This is a genomic window from Rugosimonospora acidiphila (assembly GCF_039543385.1).
GTDB classification, from domain to species: domain Bacteria; phylum Actinomycetota; class Actinomycetes; order Mycobacteriales; family Micromonosporaceae; genus Rugosimonospora; species Rugosimonospora acidiphila.
This window is the reverse complement of the sequence record NZ_BAABJQ010000020.1, coordinates 67,542-85,289: the sequence shown is the minus strand read 5'-3', so window position 1 is coordinate 85,289 and position 17,748 is coordinate 67,542. Positions and strand designations below refer to the sequence as shown.

Annotated in this window: 14 protein-coding genes; 6 read left to right on the top strand and 8 right to left on the bottom strand. The window is 72.8% G+C overall.

The window, feature by feature from the left end:
• Positions 1-21: 21 nt before the first annotated feature.
• Genes ABEA87_RS28425 through ABEA87_RS28415 form a run of 3 tightly spaced genes read right to left on the bottom strand, consistent with a single transcriptional unit; the run spans position 22 to position 2,288 of the window.
• Complete coding sequence (locus ABEA87_RS28425; RefSeq protein WP_345634739.1) at positions 22-345, bottom strand: nuclear transport factor 2 family protein; 324 nt, start codon at positions 343-345, stop codon at positions 22-24.
• Between the two features lie 12 nt (positions 346-357).
• Positions 358-1,248 (bottom strand): SDR family NAD(P)-dependent oxidoreductase, encoded by an 891-nt coding sequence (locus tag ABEA87_RS28420; RefSeq protein WP_345634737.1) that lies wholly within the window; start codon positions 1,246-1,248, stop codon positions 358-360.
• Between the two features lie 35 nt (positions 1,249-1,283).
• Positions 1,284-2,288 carry an alcohol dehydrogenase catalytic domain-containing protein gene (locus tag ABEA87_RS28415; RefSeq protein WP_345634735.1) on the bottom strand — a complete coding sequence of 335 codons (1,005 nt, stop codon included), beginning with the start codon at positions 2,286-2,288 and terminating at the stop codon, positions 1,284-1,286.
• Between the two features lie 90 nt (positions 2,289-2,378).
• Between ABEA87_RS28415 and ABEA87_RS28410 the strand changes: the two genes are divergently transcribed.
• Positions 2,379-3,026, top strand: coding sequence for a TetR/AcrR family transcriptional regulator (locus ABEA87_RS28410; protein ID WP_345634733.1), 648 nt, complete (start codon positions 2,379-2,381; stop codon positions 3,024-3,026).
• A gap of 115 nt (positions 3,027-3,141) precedes the next feature.
• On the opposite strand, the gene ABEA87_RS28405 is transcribed toward ABEA87_RS28410, so the two are convergent.
• The 5 genes from ABEA87_RS28405 to ABEA87_RS28385 all read right to left on the bottom strand — a co-directional run bounded on the left by ABEA87_RS28405 (position 3,142) and on the right by ABEA87_RS28385 (position 10,477).
• A complete protein-coding gene (locus ABEA87_RS28405; RefSeq protein ID WP_345634731.1) occupies positions 3,142-5,850 on the bottom strand; it encodes a DOMON domain-containing protein in 2,709 nt (902 codons plus the stop codon).
• Between the two features lie 4 nt (positions 5,851-5,854).
• The gene (locus ABEA87_RS28400; RefSeq protein WP_345634729.1) at positions 5,855-6,739 is read right to left on the bottom strand and encodes a carbohydrate ABC transporter permease; all 885 of its coding nucleotides are present in this window, start codon (positions 6,737-6,739) and stop codon (positions 5,855-5,857) included.
• Complete coding sequence (locus ABEA87_RS28395) at positions 6,736-7,731, bottom strand: carbohydrate ABC transporter permease (protein WP_345634728.1); 996 nt, start codon at positions 7,729-7,731, stop codon at positions 6,736-6,738. Before ABEA87_RS28395 ends, ABEA87_RS28400 begins: the two co-directional genes overlap by 4 nt.
• Before the next feature lie 46 nt (positions 7,732-7,777).
• On the bottom strand, positions 7,778-9,127 hold the full coding sequence (locus ABEA87_RS28390; RefSeq protein WP_345634726.1) for a type 2 periplasmic-binding domain-containing protein: 1,350 nt from the start codon (positions 9,125-9,127) through the stop codon (positions 7,778-7,780).
• 255 nt (positions 9,128-9,382) lie between these two features.
• Complete coding sequence (locus tag ABEA87_RS28385) at positions 9,383-10,477, bottom strand: substrate-binding domain-containing protein (RefSeq protein ID WP_345634724.1); 1,095 nt, start codon at positions 10,475-10,477, stop codon at positions 9,383-9,385.
• A gap of 165 nt (positions 10,478-10,642) precedes the next feature.
• On the opposite strand from ABEA87_RS28385, the gene ABEA87_RS28380 reads away from it, so the two are divergent.
• The 5 genes from ABEA87_RS28380 to ABEA87_RS28360 are packed head-to-tail and all read left to right on the top strand — an operon-like array spanning position 10,643 to position 17,740.
• Positions 10,643-12,742 (top strand): heparinase II/III domain-containing protein, encoded by a 2,100-nt coding sequence (locus tag ABEA87_RS28380; protein WP_345634722.1) that lies wholly within the window; start codon positions 10,643-10,645, stop codon positions 12,740-12,742.
• On the top strand, positions 12,739-13,752 hold the full coding sequence (locus ABEA87_RS28375) for a hydroxyacid dehydrogenase (RefSeq protein WP_345634720.1): 1,014 nt from the start codon (positions 12,739-12,741) through the stop codon (positions 13,750-13,752). The genes ABEA87_RS28380 and ABEA87_RS28375 overlap by 4 nt, the downstream gene beginning before the upstream one ends.
• Positions 13,753-13,767: 15 nt before the next feature.
• Complete coding sequence (locus ABEA87_RS28370) at positions 13,768-14,475, top strand: ThuA domain-containing protein (protein ID WP_345634718.1); 708 nt, start codon at positions 13,768-13,770, stop codon at positions 14,473-14,475.
• Positions 14,460-15,575 carry a Gfo/Idh/MocA family protein gene (locus ABEA87_RS28365; protein ID WP_345634716.1) on the top strand — a complete coding sequence of 372 codons (1,116 nt, stop codon included), beginning with the start codon at positions 14,460-14,462 and terminating at the stop codon, positions 15,573-15,575. The genes ABEA87_RS28370 and ABEA87_RS28365 overlap by 16 nt, the downstream gene beginning before the upstream one ends.
• The gene (locus tag ABEA87_RS28360) at positions 15,575-17,740 is read left to right on the top strand and encodes an amylo-alpha-1,6-glucosidase (RefSeq protein WP_345634714.1); all 2,166 of its coding nucleotides are present in this window, start codon (positions 15,575-15,577) and stop codon (positions 17,738-17,740) included. The genes ABEA87_RS28365 and ABEA87_RS28360 overlap by 1 nt, the downstream gene beginning before the upstream one ends.
• Positions 17,741-17,748: the final 8 nt, after the last annotated feature.

The following is a 17,748-nucleotide window of genomic DNA, read 5'->3' as shown; positions in this document are numbered from 1 at the left end:
GCGGGGGCCACGGGCCCGGGGTCAGGCCCGGATGGTCATCCGGGTCACGTGCGAGCCGCTGATCCGGAACGAGAAGTGGCTCGGGCCGTTGAAGCCGTCGCCGCCGACCTGGGCGGTGACCGTGTACTCGTCGCCGCCGCCGGTCACCCCGGTGACCTCGAGGGACACCCGTACCCCGATGAACTCCCCGTCGCTCCAGCCCCGGATGGCCGAGCGACCGCGGAACTCGCGGCCCCAGTCGTCGACCACGCCGTGGTCGGTGAAGGCGTCGAGGAACCCTTCGAGGTCGCCGCGGTTCGCGGCGTCGATCAGCGCCTGTGCGGGCGCCGGCAGGGTGGTGGTCATGGCGTAGCTCCCTCAGGCGCCCGGGGTGAGCACGTCGTCCAGGCCGATGCGGCGCAGGAACTCGACGCGGATGCGGTCGGCCACCACGCTAACCTCTTCCGAGCCGTCGTTGGCCGGATCGACGTGAACCCGGAACGGGCGGCTGCCCTCCGGCTGGTCCACGACGCGCACCACCGCGTCGGCGACCTGGGCGACATCGGCGTCCGGCGGGGCCAGCGCCGCCAGCCGCGCGGAGACCTGCTCCATGAGGCCGGGGTAGCGCTCGTCGTACGCGGCGACCGTGGCCCCGTCGGCGGGGTGGCCGGAGTTGGCGAAGTGGTTGGTGCCGCTGGTGAACGAGCCGGGCACCACGATCGACGTCTCGATGCCGAACCGGGCCAGCTCGGCCGCGTAGCTGACGGCCAACGCGTCCATGCCCGCCTTGGCCGCGAAGTACGGCGCCAGGTACGGCGGGGTACCGCCCCGGGTGCTGCTGCTACCGATCCAGAGCAGCAGGCCCCGGCCGGCGGCCCGCAGGTGCGGCAGCACGGCCCGGTTGACCCGCTGGGTGCCCAGCACGTTGGTGTCGTAGACGGCGGCGATCTCCTCCGGGGTGAACGCCTCGGCCGGGCCGGTCACCATGTGCCCGGCGTTGTGCATGACCACGTCGATGCGGCCGGAGCCGTGGAGCACCGCGGCGATGGCGGCGTCCACCGAGGGCTGGGAGGAGACGTCGAGTTCGACGGTGCGCAGGTCGACGCCGTTCGCGGCGGCGTACCGCCTGGCCTCGTCCGCCGCGCCGGCGTTGCGCCCGGCGAGGTCGCGCATGCCGGCGTACACGGTGTGCCCGGCCCGGGCCAGGGCCCGGGCGGACAGCGCGCCGAAGCCGCTGGAGGCGCCGGTGATAAGAATGATCTTGGACATGTTGATGTGGCTCCCGGATGGGTCGGCGGGCGAGGTCAGAAGGTGATGACGTGGCGGCCGTGCGAGGTGCCGGCGGTCATGTCGGCCAGGGCGCCCGGGGCCGCGTCCAGCGACACCGGGGTCACCTCCGGCAGGATGCCGTGCGTGGCCGCGAACGCGAGGGTGTCGCGCAGGTCGTGCGGCGAGCCCGACGGGGAGGCCATCACGTGCAGGCGGTTGAGAATCATCGGCATGGTGGGCAGCACCAGCGGGTTGTGCCCGTAGCCGAGCAGCAGCAGCGTCCCGTCCGGGGCGAGCCCGCCCAGGGTGGCCGCGGCGGCCTCGGTGCTCGGGGAGGCGTTCGCGACCAGGTCGGCGCCGCCCCAGGACTTCAGCGCCGCGGCGGGGTCGGTCTCACCCGAGGCGATCACGCGCTCGACGCCCAGCCCCAGCAGGTCCTCCTCGCCGGCGCGGGAGCGGTTGACGACCGCGACCCGGGCGCCCATGGCCAACGCGAACCGGATGGCCAGGTTGCCCACGCCGCCGGAGCCCACGACCGCCACCCGGGACCCGGCGGTGGCGCCGGCGCGGCGTAGCCCGTTGAACGCGGTGATGCCCGCGCACATCAGCGGGGCCGCGGCCACCGGGTCCAGGCCCTCCGGCAGCGGGGTGACGAAGCCGGCCCTGCCGATGAAGTACTCCGCGTAGCCGCCGTCGACGCCGATGCCGGTGATCCGCTTGCTCAGGCACAGGATCTGGTCGCCGCGCACGCAGTAGTCGCAGTGGCCGCAGGAGGAGTAGAGGAACTGGGCGCCCACGCGGGTGCCGACGGCCGGGAAGTCGACGCCGGGGCCGAGCGCCTCGACCACACCGGTGATCTCGTGGCCGGGCACCACCGGGAACCGGGCGAAGGGGTACGCGCCGTGGAGCAGGTTCACCTCGGTGAAGCACATGCCGCAGGCGGTGACGCGAACGAGGATCTCGCCCGGGCCGGGCGTGGGGATCTCCCGTTCGACCAGATCGAGGGGCGTTTCGGTGGCGGTGAGAACGGCGGCGCGCATGGCGGCCTCCCTAGGTGCTGCGGTAACTTATGAACACGCTGTACACTAGCTTTAAATGAACACAGTGGCCATATTCCTGATGGGGTGACGATGGGCACACCGATCCGTCGCGGTCGCGGGCGCCGCCCCGCCGACGAGGTGCGCGCCGAGATCCTCACGGCGGCGGGGGAGTTGCTGCTGGAGGAGGGGATGGCCGGCTTCACCGTGGAGAAGGTGGCCGAGCGGGCCGGGGCCAGCCGGGTCACGGTGCACAAGTGGTGGCCGTCCCGGGGCGCGCTGGCCTTCGACGGTTACTTCGCGGCCACCAGCCCGGTGCTGGCCTTTCCGGACACCGGCGACATCGAGGCGGACCTGCGCAGCCAGCTGCGCAACTGGGTGCGGCTGGCCACCCGGACCAGCGCCGGACGGGTGGTTCGGGAGCTGCTCGGCGCCGCGCAGACCGACGGCGACCTGATGGCCGCATGGCGGGAGCGCTACAGCGGTCCCCGGCGGGCGCTGGCCGTGCAGCGGCTGGACGCGGCCAAGGCCGCCGGGCAGCTGCGGAAGGACGTGGACAGCGAGGGGCTCGTCGACCAGCTGTGGGGCGCCTGCTACCACCGCCTGCTGATCCCGGACCTCCCGCTGACCGAACAGTTCGCCGACCGGCTGGTGGACACGCTGTTCCAGGGCGTACGAGGGGAAGCCGCCGCGCCCTCACCACTGCGCGAAAAAGCTCTCGGGGTGCCGCCACACCGGTGAGCGGAAGCGGTGCCGATGGACACGGCGGTGCCGGCGGACACGAGGTCCGCCGGCACCGCGGTCCGGTTGCTCTGCCGCCGTGTGGCGCGACGGGCGACAGGTGCCACCGGTCGGGTTACGGCGTGGCGAGTTCGGCCGGGTAGGTCAGCGCCGTCGACTTGCTGGTCGCGATGCCGCTGCCCCACTCGATGAAGCCCGGCCGGGTGAAGCCGTCGCTGTCGTCGTCGTTGACCAGTACCGAGATGCCGAACGGTGCGCTGGGCGCCGCGGCGAAGCCGAGCCGGTCCCACGGCAGCGTCACGTCGTAGTGCGTCACGGTCCCGGTACGGGTGACCTGCACGCCGGTGCCGTCGACAAGGCCGGTGGACTGGCCCGCCGCGGCGGCGAAGCAGTACACCTGCGGCCCGGCCGAGGTCTGCCCGATGCCGAACTCGACCCGGTTGGGCGAGGCTCCCGGCAGCGCCGGGGTGACCGCCACCTGGAGGGAGTCGCCGAGGTACATGGTCGAGGCCGGGTTCTTCTGGGAGAGCACGTCGTCGGTGATGTCGGCGCTCACGTGCAGGCCGCCCGCGCTGGAGTGCAGCGCCACGGTCCCGGACAGGTCGGCGGCACCGCCGTACGGGCGCGGGGTGTAGGTCGCCTTGCCGTCGGTGGCCAGGTCGATCGGTGGCATCGTGGTGCTGCCGTCCGGCGTGATCGGATCGAACCCGGTCTGCCCCGACTGCACCATCGAGGCCGCGCCGGCCACGTTGACCGTCACCTTGAAGGGGTAGGACTGCCACGGCGCAGCCGACGGCGCCGGGATGTTCACCGTGGCGGTGGTGCCGGGGGCGACGTCCGGCACCGAGGTCAGCGTGCCGCTGTCCGCACCCACCGACCAGTCGATGCTGCTGATCGTCGTGCTGCCCGAGTGGCGGTTGTTGGCGATGTTCACCGCCAGGCTCGCGCCGAACGGGGTGGTGGTCACCGCCGGTTGGACGCTCATCGTGTTGGCGGTGACCGTCTGGGTGGTCGTCACCAGCCGCGCGCTGGCCTTCTTGCCCAGCCCGGCCTGCCCGACCAGGTCGCGCTTGCCCAGCACCGTCGAGGCCGGCAGGTCCACGCTGGCCGTGGTGACGCGGTTGGGGCGCGACGGCACGGTGTAGGTGGCGTCGCCGAAGCGGAACGTGGCCAGGCCCGGCCTCCCGCCGCTGTGCCGGCGGTCCACGGTCAGGGTCGCCGGGGCCGTGTCGCCCACCGCGACGGCCGGCCAGACGGTGGCGGAGAATCTCGGCGTCGCCGCGACCCGAACGTTGGTCGCCGAGCCCTTGACGAACACCGGGTGCTGGGTCAGGTCGACGGTGACCGTACCGTTGTCGGGGGCCAGCTGGGTGGCGCGGCCGTACTCGTCGGTCACCGTCACCGGCGCCTTGGCGGACAGCGTGACGGCGGTCGGGCTGGACGACCACATCACCCGGGTGGTGGCCGCGCCGGAGCCGAAGCGCTCCGAGTACGCGGGCGTGGGCAGCCCGTCGTCACCGGAGAACGTCAGGCCGGCCAGCTGCCGGATGGTGACCGCCTGGGTGACCAGCGCCGGCTTGGGCGTCACGGCGGTCTCCCCGGCGGTGGGCAGGCGCATGAGGCCGAAGTTGTGCTCCACGTTGGTCGGGTCGGTGCCGTCGTTGACCAGGTCGTACCAGTCGAACTGGGTGACCCCGTTGGCCATCGCCAGGGCTTCGGCGCGGATCAGGTCGTCGGCGCTGGTGGCCTCGTCGACGCTGCTGGGGTTGGTGCCGTTGGTCCAGCCGTCCTCGGTGATCCAGATCGGCTTGCTCTTCCCATTGTTGTGGGCGCGGATGGACGCGTTGATCCCGGACAGCAGCGGTACCAGCCCCTCGGGGGCGCTCGGGTAGAGGTAGGGGTGGACGCTGACCGTGTCGAGGTTGTTCAGGCCGCCGAGGTTCCACAGGTCGTCGAGGAAGGCCGTGGGCGACTGCTGGAAGGTGGACGGCCCGGCCACGGTGACGTTCGGGTGGTCGGCCTTGAGCTGGGCGTACGCGGTGGCCAGCATCGGCGCGTAGCAGGCCGCGGTCAGGCAGCCGGTGTTGTTGAAGGTCTTCTCGTTGAACTCGTTGAAGACCTCGATGCCCTTGACCGACGGGTAGTGGGTCACTATCTGGCTCATGAACTTGGCCATGGCCGCGAGCCCGGTCGGGCTGCTGGGCGTGTTGCCGCCGTCGTACAGCGGGTTGGTGTAGTTCGCGATCGGCAGCGGTGTGATGCCGTACTGGTCGAAGGCGTTCACCACCGCGTCCACATTGGACGGGAAGTTGTACACGCCGGGAGACTGCTCCGCGTCGGCCCACTTGAGGTCGAAGCGCACGGTGCCGAAGCCGACCTGCGCGACGGTCGGGATCAGTCCGGCATTGGAGTCCTGGGTGGCGTGCATGCCGATGCCGAACGGCGAGGACGGCGAGATCGCGCCGCTCGGCAGCGAGGACAGCACGGCGAAGGTGGTCTTGTCGAGAGTGGCGCCGGCCCCGACGGTCAGGTTGTAGTAGCCGGGGCCGAGCGAGCTCAGGTCGATGCTTCCGGTGCCCCCGGAGATGTCGCTGGTGCCCGAGGTGACGTTCAGGCTCTGCTCGTCGGTGACGATGTAGGCCACCTTGGTGGCCGGGGTGGCGACCGCGATGTGCGTGTCTCCCTTGGTGAACACGAGCGTGGGAGCGGTGATGGTCAGGGCGGGAGCGTCCGCCGAGGCCGGCGGTACGGCGAGGATCCCCGTACTCAGGACGACAGCGGCGGCGCAGACGCCGAGCCGGCGCCACCCGGGACGTAGATGCATGGACTCACCCCTTCAGTCCGGTGAACCGGACTCCTCGTGTGATCTGGCGCTGGAACGCCAGGAACAGCAGCACCGGCGGCAGGCTGGCGATCAGCAGGCCGGCGATGAGCAACGCCTGGTCGGACGCCCCGGCGATCTTCGGCAGGGCGACGGCCAGCGGCTGCTTGTCGGAGTCGGAGATGGCCACCATGGGCCACAGAAAGTTCTTCCATTCGTTCATGACGGCGAACAGCGACACGACGGCCAGGATCGGGCGGGACATGGGCAGCACGATGCGCCAGGCGATCGCCAGCGGTCCGGCGCCGTCGACCCGGGCCGCCTCGATCAGCTCCCTGGGCAGGCCGTCGAAGAACTGCTTGACGATCAGGATGTTGAACGCGTGCGCGCCGGCCGGCAGCCACACCGCCAGCGGCGAGTTGGCGATCGACACGCCGAACAGCGGAAGGTGCAGCACGGTCAGGTACAGCGCCACCAGCGACACGCTGCCCGGCACGAACAGGGTCACCATGATGCCCGCGTGCACCACCCGGGAGAACCGGGGCCGCAGGATCGACAGTGCGTACCCGGCGGTGATGGCGACGAACAGCTGGACGAACCAGGAGCCGGCCACCAGCACCACGGTGTTGAGCAGGAAGTGCCCGATGCGCAGGGCCTGCCAGGCGTCCGGCAGGTTGCCCGCCCGCATGGGCCACGGCCACAACGCCAGCGGATGGCGCAGCAGCTGGTTGGTGTCGGACAGCGAGCCCTTGAGCGTCCAGTACAGCGGTCCAGCCCCGCCGACGACCAGCGCGGCGCCCAGCGCCACCCGGATCGCGGTCCACACGACGCGCACCGCCGGCCGGCGCCGGTCCCTGGACGAGATCAGCCCGCGCCCGAGGTTCTCGGTCATGACGAGGTCCACCCCCTGGTCACCCGCAGATACACCGCGGACAGGATTGCCAGCGCCGCGGCCAGCAGGACGCTGAGCGCCGCCGCGCCGCCGTAGTCGCCGTCGACGAAGGCGTACTGGAAGACCAGCAGCAGCACGGTGGTGGTGGAGTTGTCCGGGCCGCCACCGGTGAACACGAACGGCTCGGCGAACAGCTGGAACGCGCCGAGCATCTGCAGCAGCAGGATGATGAGGATGACGCCGCGCAGCTGCGGCAGGGTCACGTGCCACGCCCGCCTCGGGATCGAGGCGCCGTCGAGCTCCGCGGCCTCGTACAGCTCCTCGGGTACGGAGGACAGCGCGGCCAGGTAGATGAGCACCGTGGCGCCGGCACCGGCCCAGATCGCCTCCAGCACGATGGAGACCATCGCCGTGGAAGGGGAGTCCAGCCACCGCACCGGACCCAGCCCGACCAGGCCGAGCACCTGGTTGAACAGGCCGGTGTCGGGTTGGTAGAACCACTTCCACAACAGCACCGACACCACCGGGGGCACCACGGCCGGCAGGTACACCAGCACGCGGAACACGGCGGCGGCGCGCCGGATCTCGTTCATCAGCACCGACAGCACCAGCGGTACCGGGAACCCCAGTACCAGCGACAGCAGGGCGAACCAGGCGGTGTTGCGCACCGCGGTGGGCAGCAGCGGGTCGGCGAACAGCCGCTGGAAGTTTTCCAGACCCACGTACCGCGCCGGCTGCACCAGGTTGGTCTGCTGGACCGCCAGCACCAGGCCGCGCAGGATCGGCCACCAGGCGAAGTAGGCGAACACCAGCAGCACGGGCACCAGGAACAGCCACCCGATCCAGTCGCCGGTGCGTCGCTGCGAACCCCACGCGGCACGCCACCGGCCGCGCTGGCCGCCGGGCTGGCGGCCGGGTTGCCGCGGGGCCGGTGCCTCCCCGACCGGCCGGCTGGGCCGGTCGAGGGGCACCGTCTGATTGACCGAACTCATGTCTGACCCTCGCGACGCCGCGGTCCGATCTGAGGCGCGCGCCCGCTCACGGCTGGAGCCGCTGCAGGGTGCCGTTGATGGTCTTCTGGGCGCTGGCCAGCTTGGCGTTCAGGTCGGCGTTCTTCTGGCTGAGCAGCGCCTGCACCACCGGGTCCAGCGCGTGGTAGAGGTCCTGCGCGCCGACCGGGGGCTCGGACACGTAGGTCAGCTTGCGGGTGTCGGTCAGGTACTTGGTGAAGTTGTCGACCGGCACGGTGGCGTACGGCTTGACCGCGGCGGCGATCTGGTCGGTGCTGGCCTGGTCGAACAGCGGCACCGCGGGCAGGCCGACCACGGCGCCCTCCTGGGCCGACTGCGCCTTGGCCTGCGCGACGGCCACCGTCGGGTCCAGCTGCGGCTGCAGGTACTCGAAGTCGATCCACTTGACGGCCGCCTCGGCCTGCTGCTGGGTGGCCTTGGCGGTCACCATGGCCACCGTGCCGCCGGACAGCGTGGCGTTGCCGCCGCCCTGCGGCATCGCGCTGACCCCGAAGTCGTCCTTGTTGCCGTGGTACGTGGTGACGAACTGCGTGTACGTGTTGGGCGCCCCGATCGACATGCCCAGCTTGCCGGTCGCCAGCGCCTGTACCGGATCGGTGGACGTGATCACCGAGGTGGTGCCGGTCGTCTTGTCGTCCCAGCGCAGGGCGGAGAGCCACTGCAGCGTCTGCGTGGTGGCGTCGTTGGTGACCGAGGAGACCCACTTGCCGCCCTGCTGGGCCTCCATCCGCCCGCCCCGCGTGTAGGCCATCGTGGTGAGCATCCAGCCGCCGAAGTTGTCGGTGGTCGGGATGCTGAACCCGACCGCCCCGGTGGCGGCGATCTTCTTCGCGTCGGCGCGCACGTCGTCCCAGGTGACCGGCGGCTGGTCGGGGTCCAGGCCCGCCTTGGTGAACACCGCGCGGCTGTAGACGAGGCCGAGCGCGTACTCGTTGACCGGCAGCCCGTAGAGCTTGCCGCCGGTGTCCTTCTCCTCGGCCAGCACGTGCTGGTCCAGTTTGCCGTACTCGGGCAGCTGCTTGACCTGCTTGGTGATGTCGAGCGCCTGGCCGCGCTGGATGATGCCCTGCGGCTCGGTCAGCGGCACCTGGATGACCGTCTCCGCACTGCCACCGGCGAGCTTGGCGGCGAAGGACTGCGCGTCCCAGGACGCGTCGGTCGGCTTGATGGTGATGGTCGGGTTGGCCGCCTCGAACCGCTTCACGTCGTCGAGGAACGCCTGGCGCGGGCCGGGTTTGGTGGTGGCCGGCAGCCCCTCGACGGTGATGACGGTCTTGCCACCGCTGGCGTTGCCGGAGTCGCCGTTGGATGAGCAACCGGTAGCCAGCACGGCGAGGGCGAGTGCGGACGCGCTCACGGCGAGCATTGGGCGTGATCTGAGCCTCATGGGTCGATGTCTCCCTCGGTGTCTGCGGTCTTTCACGTGCTCGAAGAACTCCGCCGGTGGCGGAAAAAGAGTGCGTGGTACCCGCGCGGGACGACGACGGTCGGCCCGCGACGCGGTGACAGATCGAAGATGTGGTGCGGGGGCGGATCGAGGAGCGTGCTGCGGATCGAAGAGCGTGCTGCGGGGCGGGGTGCTGCGGGGCCGGGGTGCTGCGGGGTCCGGCGGTCAGCGGCCGGTCAGAGCGGCGACCGAGTCGCGGACCACGAGGCGCGGCTGGATGAGGGTGTGTTGGACGGGCGGTTGTTCGGCGTCGTGCCCGTTGGCGATGAGTTCGAGCAGCAGCCGGGCCGCGACCTGGCCCACCCGCTCCTTGTGCGGGGCGACCGCGGTCATCGGCGGGTCGGCCATGCCGACCAGTTCGTCGTCGTAGGCCACGATGGACAGGTCGGCGGGCACCGACAGGCCCAGGCGGCGGGCGTGCTGGTTGATGGTGAGGGTGTCGTCGTCGCCGTGTACCAGCACGGCGGTGTTGCCGTAGGCCGCGAAGCGCTGGAACAGGTCGTCGAGCGTGCCGGCCTGCCAGCTGCCCCCCGGTCCGAGCTCGTGGCTGGACAGGTTGGGCAGGTCGTGCGGGAGGTCCAGCCGCTCGACCGCCCGCGCCCAGCCCCGCCGGACCACCGTGGCGGTGTGCGTGCGGCCCCGATCCACGAGCGCTATCCGCTCGTGCCCGAGCGTGTGGAGGTAGTCGAGCGCGGCCCATACGCCCCGCTCGTGCGCGGTGCGGACGGTGGGCAGGGCGTCCAGCCCGTGGTCGGGCAGCTCCCGTTCCACCAGTACGGTCGGGACGGGCAGGCGGCGCAGCTCCTCGACGTAGCCGGCGTCCTGTTCCTCCTCGCCCACCGACGGCACCAGCACCAGACCGTCGACGCCGGACTCGACCAGGTTCGCGATGAGCGAACGCTCGTCATCGACGCGGTAGTCGGAGAGGTTGAGCGTCAACCGCCCACCGGACTGGTCGAACACCTCGCGCATCCCGTCCACCACGCGCCGGTAGTAATACGCCGTGGGCACCACGACACCGACCTGGATCGCGCGCGTCGCGGGGGCCGTCGCCGGCGGCACCGATGCCAGCGCCGCCGCGGCGCGCAGGGTCGCGCCGCCGTGCACCTTGTCCACCAGGCCGTCGCGGGCCAGGGCGTCCAGGTCACGCCGGACGGTCATGAGCGAGACGCCGAACTCCTGAACCAGATCGGCGGCCCGCACCGCGCCGTCGCGACGCGCGGTGTCGAGAATCCGGGATCGGCGCTCAGCCGCCAGCATCGATGCGCCTCCTCACGGTTCGGTTGCGGGACCACAGCATGAACCGGCACTGGATCACAAAGCAAGAGTTGTGAACATAATTTCTCGTCATTGCCAACAGTCTTGACTCCTAGCGGTAACTCATGTGCTCTTTAGGTGTGTTCTGTTACGTCGAGAGGAACGCACATGCCATCCCCTGCCCGCCGGGCATCCGACGCGCCCCGCGGTCCGCGGCTGCGCGAGTTGCTGCCCGCCCCGATGCTCGCCGCGCGGCTGCCCGCTCCCGGACGCTGGCGACCGTACCCGGACGCCGACGATCGGCGGGCCTGGGGTGCGGTCGATCCGGCGGCGCGCGAACTGCTCCTGAGCGAGGCGCGGCGGTTGGCCGATGAGCCCTCCCCGGTCATCACCGCCGGGCTGTGGGCGCGGTGGGGTCGCGAGGGCGACCGTGCCGCGTTCGAGGACGCGTACTTCGAGCGCCGCGACCGGCTGGCCGCCTTCGCGCTGGCCGCCGCGTTGAGCGCCGCACCCGAGGAGTCCACCATGGACACTCGCGCGCAGGGTGAGACCTCGCCGGGCCAGACCGTGCCGGGGGAGGGCGGGCGGTTCCTCGACCTGGCCGCGGACGAGGCGTTCGGAGTGTGCGAGGAGAGCAGCTGGTGCCTGCCGCCTCATGACCGGTACAGCGAGCGGGCCGGTGCGCTGCTGCCCGACCCGGACGAGCCGTACCTGGACCTGTTCGCGGCCGAGACCGGGTCGCTGCTCGCGCACCTCGACCTGGTGCTGGGCGCCCGGTTCGACGCGCGGATCCCCGGCCTGCGCACCCGGCTGCGCCGCGAGGTGCGCCGCCGGGTGTTGCGCCCGTACCGGGGGCGCGACGACTGGCCCTGGTACGACGAGCAGGCCAACAACTGGAACCCCTGGATCCACTCCAACGTGCTGGCCGCCGGCCTGCTGCTGAACGAGACGCCCGAGGAGTTGCTGGACACGGCGGTACGGGTGGTGGCTGGGCTCGACAACCACCTCGACCGGGTACCGGCCGACGGCGGCTGCGACGAGGGCGCCATGTACTGGTGGCGATCGGGGGCCACCCTGTTCGAGTGCCTCGACACGCTGCACCGCGCCAGCGCGGGCGCACTGAGCGCCTTCGACCACCCGCTGGTGCGCGCCATGGCCCGGTACCCGCTGGCCACCCACATCGACGGCCCCTGGCAGGTCAACTACGCCGACGGCACCGCGCTGCGGGAGACCTACGTAAAGCCGTCGCGCCTGTCTGGCAATCCACCCGACCTGCTGCACCGCTTCGGTCGCCGGATCGGTGACCGGCAGGTGTGCGCGCACGCCCGCGCCATGCGCGGCGCCGGGGAGCCGCCGATCGTGCCGGGCACCCCGCTGTCGCGGACCCTGGGCGGGCTGTTCGACGCCGAGTGGGCGGCCGAGCCGGCCACCGGCTACCCGTACCTGGGGCAGACCTGGCTGCCCGACACCGAGGTGCTGACCGTGCGGGCCCGGGACGGCTCGGCCGAGGGGCTGTTCCTGTCGGCCAAGGGCGGACACAACGACGAGGGGCACAACCACAACGACGTCGGTACCTTCGTGGTCGCCCTGGACGGGGTTCCGGTGCTGGTCGACGCGGGCGTGGGCGACTACCACCGGGACACCTTCGGGCCGGACCGGTACTCGATCTGGACCATGCGCGGCGCGTACCACAACCTGCCCGAGATCGACGGCGTGGAGCAGGCCGCCGGCGCCAAGTACCGGGGCGGCCGGCCCCGGGTCGAGCTGGGCGACGAACTGGTCGGGTTCGCGCTGGACCTCGCCGGGGCGTACCCGCCGGAGGCCGGCGCGCGCCACTGGTGGCGCACCCTGACCATGCACCGGTCCGGGGCCGGGCGCATCGAACTCGACGAGCGGTGGGAACTCGACCACGAACCGGGCAGCCTGCGGCTGCACCTGATGACGCCCCGGGAGCCGCGCTGCCTTGATTCCGGGGCCATCCACCTGGCCGCGCCCGATCGCCGTACCCTCACGCTGCGCCCCGACGCCGGACCGGCGGCCGTGACGGCCCGGGTCGAGACCATCGAGCTGACCGACCGCAAGCTCGTCTCGGTCTGGGGCCGCCGGCTGTTCCGGCTCACCCTGGACCTCGCGGCACCGGCGCGCGACGGCCGGTTCACCCTGTCGATGTCCCCGGGGGCCGCGTTGCCTGAGGCCGCGTTCCAAGAGGCCGCGTTCCTGGAGGCCGCGTTCCTGGAGGCCGCATCAACCCCGGAGGTCGCCGGATGACCCGCCGTCCGCGCGCCCTGGTGGCCATGTCGCCCGACGCCTTCGACCAGCTCTTCGACGACCGCGGCCTGGCCCGGCTGGCCGCGCTGGCCGACGTGCCGGCGCCGGCCGGGCCGACCGATCTGTCCGACCCGGCCGGCCTGGCCGCCCTGTCCGGCATCGAGGTGCTGGTCACCAGCTGGGGCTGCCCGCCGCTGACCGCCGAACTGCTGGAGCACGCGCCCAAGCTGGAGGCGGTGTTCCACGCCGCCGGCTCCATCAAGCAGCACATCACCCCGGCCTGCTGGGAGCGCGGCATCACCGTCACCACCGCGGCCGACGCCAACGCCATCCCGGTGGCCGAGTACACGATGGCCGCCGTGATGCTGTCCGGCAAGCGGTTCTTCGAGTACGCCACCCGCTACCGGGAGGCACCGGGCACCTGGTCGCCATGGCGGGACCGGATTCGCGACGGCACCCGGTACCCGCACACGGTCGGGATCGTCGGACTGTCCCGGATCGGCCGCCGGGTCGCCGAGGCGCTGCGCGCCTTCGACCTGACGGTCCTCGCGTCCGACCCGTACGCGCGGCCGGAGGACGCGGCGGCCCTCGGCGTACACCTGGTCGACCTGGACGAACTGGCCGCCGCGAGTACCATCGTCACCCTGCACGCGCCGCTGCTGTCCCAGACCCGGCACCTGCTCGACCGGCGCCGGCTGGGCCTGCTGCCCGACGGCGCGACCGTCATCAACACCGCCCGTGGTGGCCTCGTCGACCACGACGCGCTGACCGCCGAGTGCCTGGACGGCCGCCTCTCGGCGGTGCTCGACGTGACCGATCCCGAACCCCTGCCCGCCGACTCCCCGCTGTACCGGCTGGCGAACGTCACCCTCACCCCGCACATCGCCGGGGCGCTGGGCGGCGAGACGCGCCGGATGACCGACCTCGCCCTGGACGAGCTGGACCGCTACCGCCGCGGTGTCCCGCTGCGCCACCAGGTGCACCCCGACGAACTCGACCGCATCGCCTGAAGGAGGCAGCAGCTCATGCCGGACAACGATGGCCGGGTCGCACTGGTCGTGCGCGGTGGCTGGGAGGGCCACGCGCCGGTCGAGGCGACCGACCTGTTCATCCCCTACCTGGAACGGCAGGGGTACGCGGTGCGGGTGGAGGACTCGCCGCGGGTGTACGCCGACGCCGACTTCATGGCCGGGGTGGACCTGGTGATGCAGTGCTACACCATGGGCACCATCGAGCCCGACCAGGTGCGCGGGTTGTCGGCCGCGGTGCGCGCCGGCACCGGGCTGGCCGGGTGGCACGGTGGGATCGCCGACTCGTTCCGCGACTGCGCCGACTACCTGCACCTGATCGGCGGCCAGTTCGCCTGCCACCCCGGCAAGGACCCGGCCACCAGGGTGCCCGGCGCCGCCGACCACAACTTCGTGCCGTACACCGTCAACCTGCTGCCGGCCGCGAAGAGCCACCCGATCACCCGGGACCTCGAGGACTTCGAGCTGACCACCGAGCAGTACTGGGTGCTCACCGACGACTACATCGACGTGCTGGCCACCACCACCCAGCGGGTGCGCGCCTGGGACCCCTGGCACCGGGAGGTGACCTCGCCGGCGATCTGGACCCGGCAGTGGGGGGCCGGCCGCATCTTCGTCACCACCCCCGGCCACGACCTGAACGTCCTGCGCCACCCCAGTGTCCGCACCATCATCGAGAGGGGCCTGACGTGGGCCAGCAGGTGAACGTCGGGATCGTCGGCTGTGGCGCGATCTCCGGGCAGTACCTCAGGACCATCGACCGGCTGTCGGGGCTGTGCCTGAGCGCGGTCGCCGACCTGGACGCCGCGCGGGCCGGGGCGGTCGCGGACTCCCACCCCGGGGTCCGGGCGCTGGGCGTCGGCGAGCTGGTCGCCGACCCGGAGGTCGACGTGGTGGTGAACCTGACCGTGCCGGTCGCGCACGCCGACGTGTCGCTGCGGGCCATCGCCGCCGGCAAGGACGTCTACAGCGAGAAGCCGCTGGCCGCCGACACCGAGCAGGCCCGCCGGATCCTGGCCGCGGCCGGCGAGGCCGGGGTACGGGTCGGGTGCGCCCCGGACACCGTGCTGGGTACCGGTACGCAGACCGCCCGGCGGGCGATCGACGCCGGCGCCATCGGTACCCCGATCGCGGCGACCGCGACGATGACCACGCCCGGTCACGAGCGCTGGCACCCCGACCCGGACTTCTACTACCTGCCCGGCGGCGGCCCGCTGCTGGACATGGGGCCGTACTACCTCAGCGCGCTGGTGACCCTGCTCGGCCCGGTCAGCTCGGTGACCGGGTCGGCCAGCCGGGCCCGCGCGCAGCGGGTCATCGGCTCCGGCCCGCGCGCCGGCCAGACGGTGCCGGTGCACACCGACACGCACGTCACCGGCGTGCTGACCCACGCCTCCGGCGTGCTGTCCACGCTGCTGATGAGCTTCGACGTGGTCGCCACGGCCTCGGCCAACATCGAGGTGCACGGCAGCGACGCCTCGCTGATCGTGCCCGACCCCAACCGCTTCGACGGCGACGTGCGGCTGCGCGGGCTCGACGACCCCGAGTGGCGTACGCTGCCGGTCTCCGCCGGGTACCTCGGCGCCGGGCGCGGGTACGGGCTGGCCGACCTGGCGGCCACGCCCCGGGACGAAGCGCACCGGGCCGGCGGGCTCATCGCGTTCCACGTGCTCGACGTCATGGAGTCGCTGCTGGAATCCGCCCACAGCGGGCGGGCCGTCGCGGTGGCGAGCACCTGCCCCCGCCCGTCCCCGGTGGAGTTGGCGTCGCTGCCGCAGGTCGAGCCGCAGCGGCAGGTGGCCTGATGGCCCAGCCGCCCCGGCAGCGCTCGCTGCACGACCTCGTGGCGACCACCCACGCGCCCACCACCGTGCTGGGCGGACCGGACGGGCAGATCGGCGGGCCGGGCGCGCAGGGCGTCTACCACGCCGACCTCCGGGCACTGTCGACCGTCGAGCTGCTGCTGGACGGCCGGCGCCCGGAGCCGGTGCTGGCCGCGCTGGACGGTCCGCACGGCGCGCGCTTCGTGTCGCTGGCCGGGCACCTGGGCGACGAGGGTCGGGACCCGACGGTACGGGTGGAGCGGGTCCGGCTCGCCGTGCCGGACGGGATGACCGAGGAGGTGGTCGTCCGGTCGACCGCGGGCGCGCCGGTCACCACCACCGTGACCGTGCGCGCGGGCTGCGACCTGGCGCCGATGCGCGAGGTGAAGCGGGGCGGGCGGGGCACGCCACGGCCGGCCGAACCGATGGCGGGCGGGCTGCGCTGGGCCGGCGAGGACACAGAGGTGGTCCTCTCGGGCGACGGTGCCACCGCGCTGCCCGACGGGCTGGAGTGGACGCTGACCGTACCGCCGGGCGGGGCGGCGACGCTGCGCTTTCGGGTACGGGTGAAGACCAGCGCCGCCGCGGTGGCGGTGGCCGGTGCGCCCGTCGAGTGGTCGAGCCCCCGGCTGGTGGCCGACGACCGCCGGCTGGTCCGGCTGGTGGACCGCAGCCTGTACGACCTCGCCGCGCTGCGCCTGACCGAGCCGGACCACCCCGACGACACCTTCCTCGGCGCCGGGGTCCCCTGGTACCTGACCCTGTTCGGCCGGGACAGTCTGTGGGCGGCCCGGATGATGCTGCCGCTGGGCACCCGGCTGGCCGCCGGTACCTTGCGGGCGCTGGCCCGACGGCAGGGCCGGGCGGTGGACGAGCGGTCCGGCGAGGCACCAGGCAAGGTAATGCACGAGCTGCGCCACGGCAGCGTCTTCGCCGGCACCCAGGCCCGGCCCGGATCGGTGGCCTACTACGGCACGGTGGACGCCACTCCACTGTGGATCGTTCTGCTGCACGAGGCGTGGTGCTGGGGAATGCCCGACGACGAGGTGGCCGCGCTGCTGCCCAACCTGGAGGCGGCCCTGGGCTGGCTGGCCGCGTGCGGCGCCGAGGGCGGCGGGTTCCTCACCTACCGCGGCCACCCCGGACACGGCCTGGTCAACCAGGGGTGGAAGGACTCCGTCGAGGCGCTGCGCCGGTCCGACGGCCGGCAGGCCGAGGCGCCGATCGCGCTGTGTGAGGTGCAGGGGTACGCGTACCAGGCGGCCCTGGCCGGTGCGCGGATGCTCGACGCGTTCGGACGACCGGGCTCGGCGCGCTGGCGGGGGTACGCGGACGAACTCGGTGAGCGGTTCCGCGCCCGGTTCTGGGTGGACGGGCCGGATGGGCCCTACCCGGCCCTGGCCCTGGACGGCGGGGGGCGCCCGGTCGACGTGCTGACCAGCAACATCGGTCACCTGCTGGGCACCGGGCTGCTGACCGGGGACGAGTCCGCCCGCGTCGCCGCCCGGCTCACCGCGCCGGAACTGGCCGGCGGGTTCGGGCTGCGTACCCTGTCGGCCCGCGAACCCGGCTTCCATCCGCTGTCGTACCACTGTGGGTCGATCTGGGCGCACGACACCGCGATCGTGATCGACGGCCTGGCCCGGGCGGGGTTCGGCGCGGCGGCGGCCGGGCTGGCCGGCGGGCTGCTGGCCGCCGCCGAGGCGTTCGACTACCGGCTGCCCGAGTTGTACGGCGGTGACGACCGTGCCGACTTCGGCCGCCCGGTGCCCTACCCGGCCTCGTGCCGGCCGCAGGCCTGGTCGGCTGCCGCCGCGGTGCTGGTGCTGCGGGCGGCGCTCGGCCTGGAGCCCGACGTGCCGGCCGGCGAGCTGCGCCTGCGCCCACTGCCCGGCGCGCCGCTGGGTGCGGTCGTAGCCGCCGGCCTGCGCGTCGGCCGCCACGAGGTGGAGGTGAGCCTGGACGGCACCGGCGCGGTGTCGGTCGGCGGCCTGCCCGCCGGGCTGCGCGTCGTGCGACGCGCGGACGATCCGGCGGCCGGCCCGGTGGTCGATCCGGCAGCCGGCCCGGTGGTCGATCCGGCAGCCGGCCCGGTGGTCGATCCGGCGGCCGGCATCGGGGCCGGCGCGGTGCCCGTGTCCTCCTGACGGCTCCG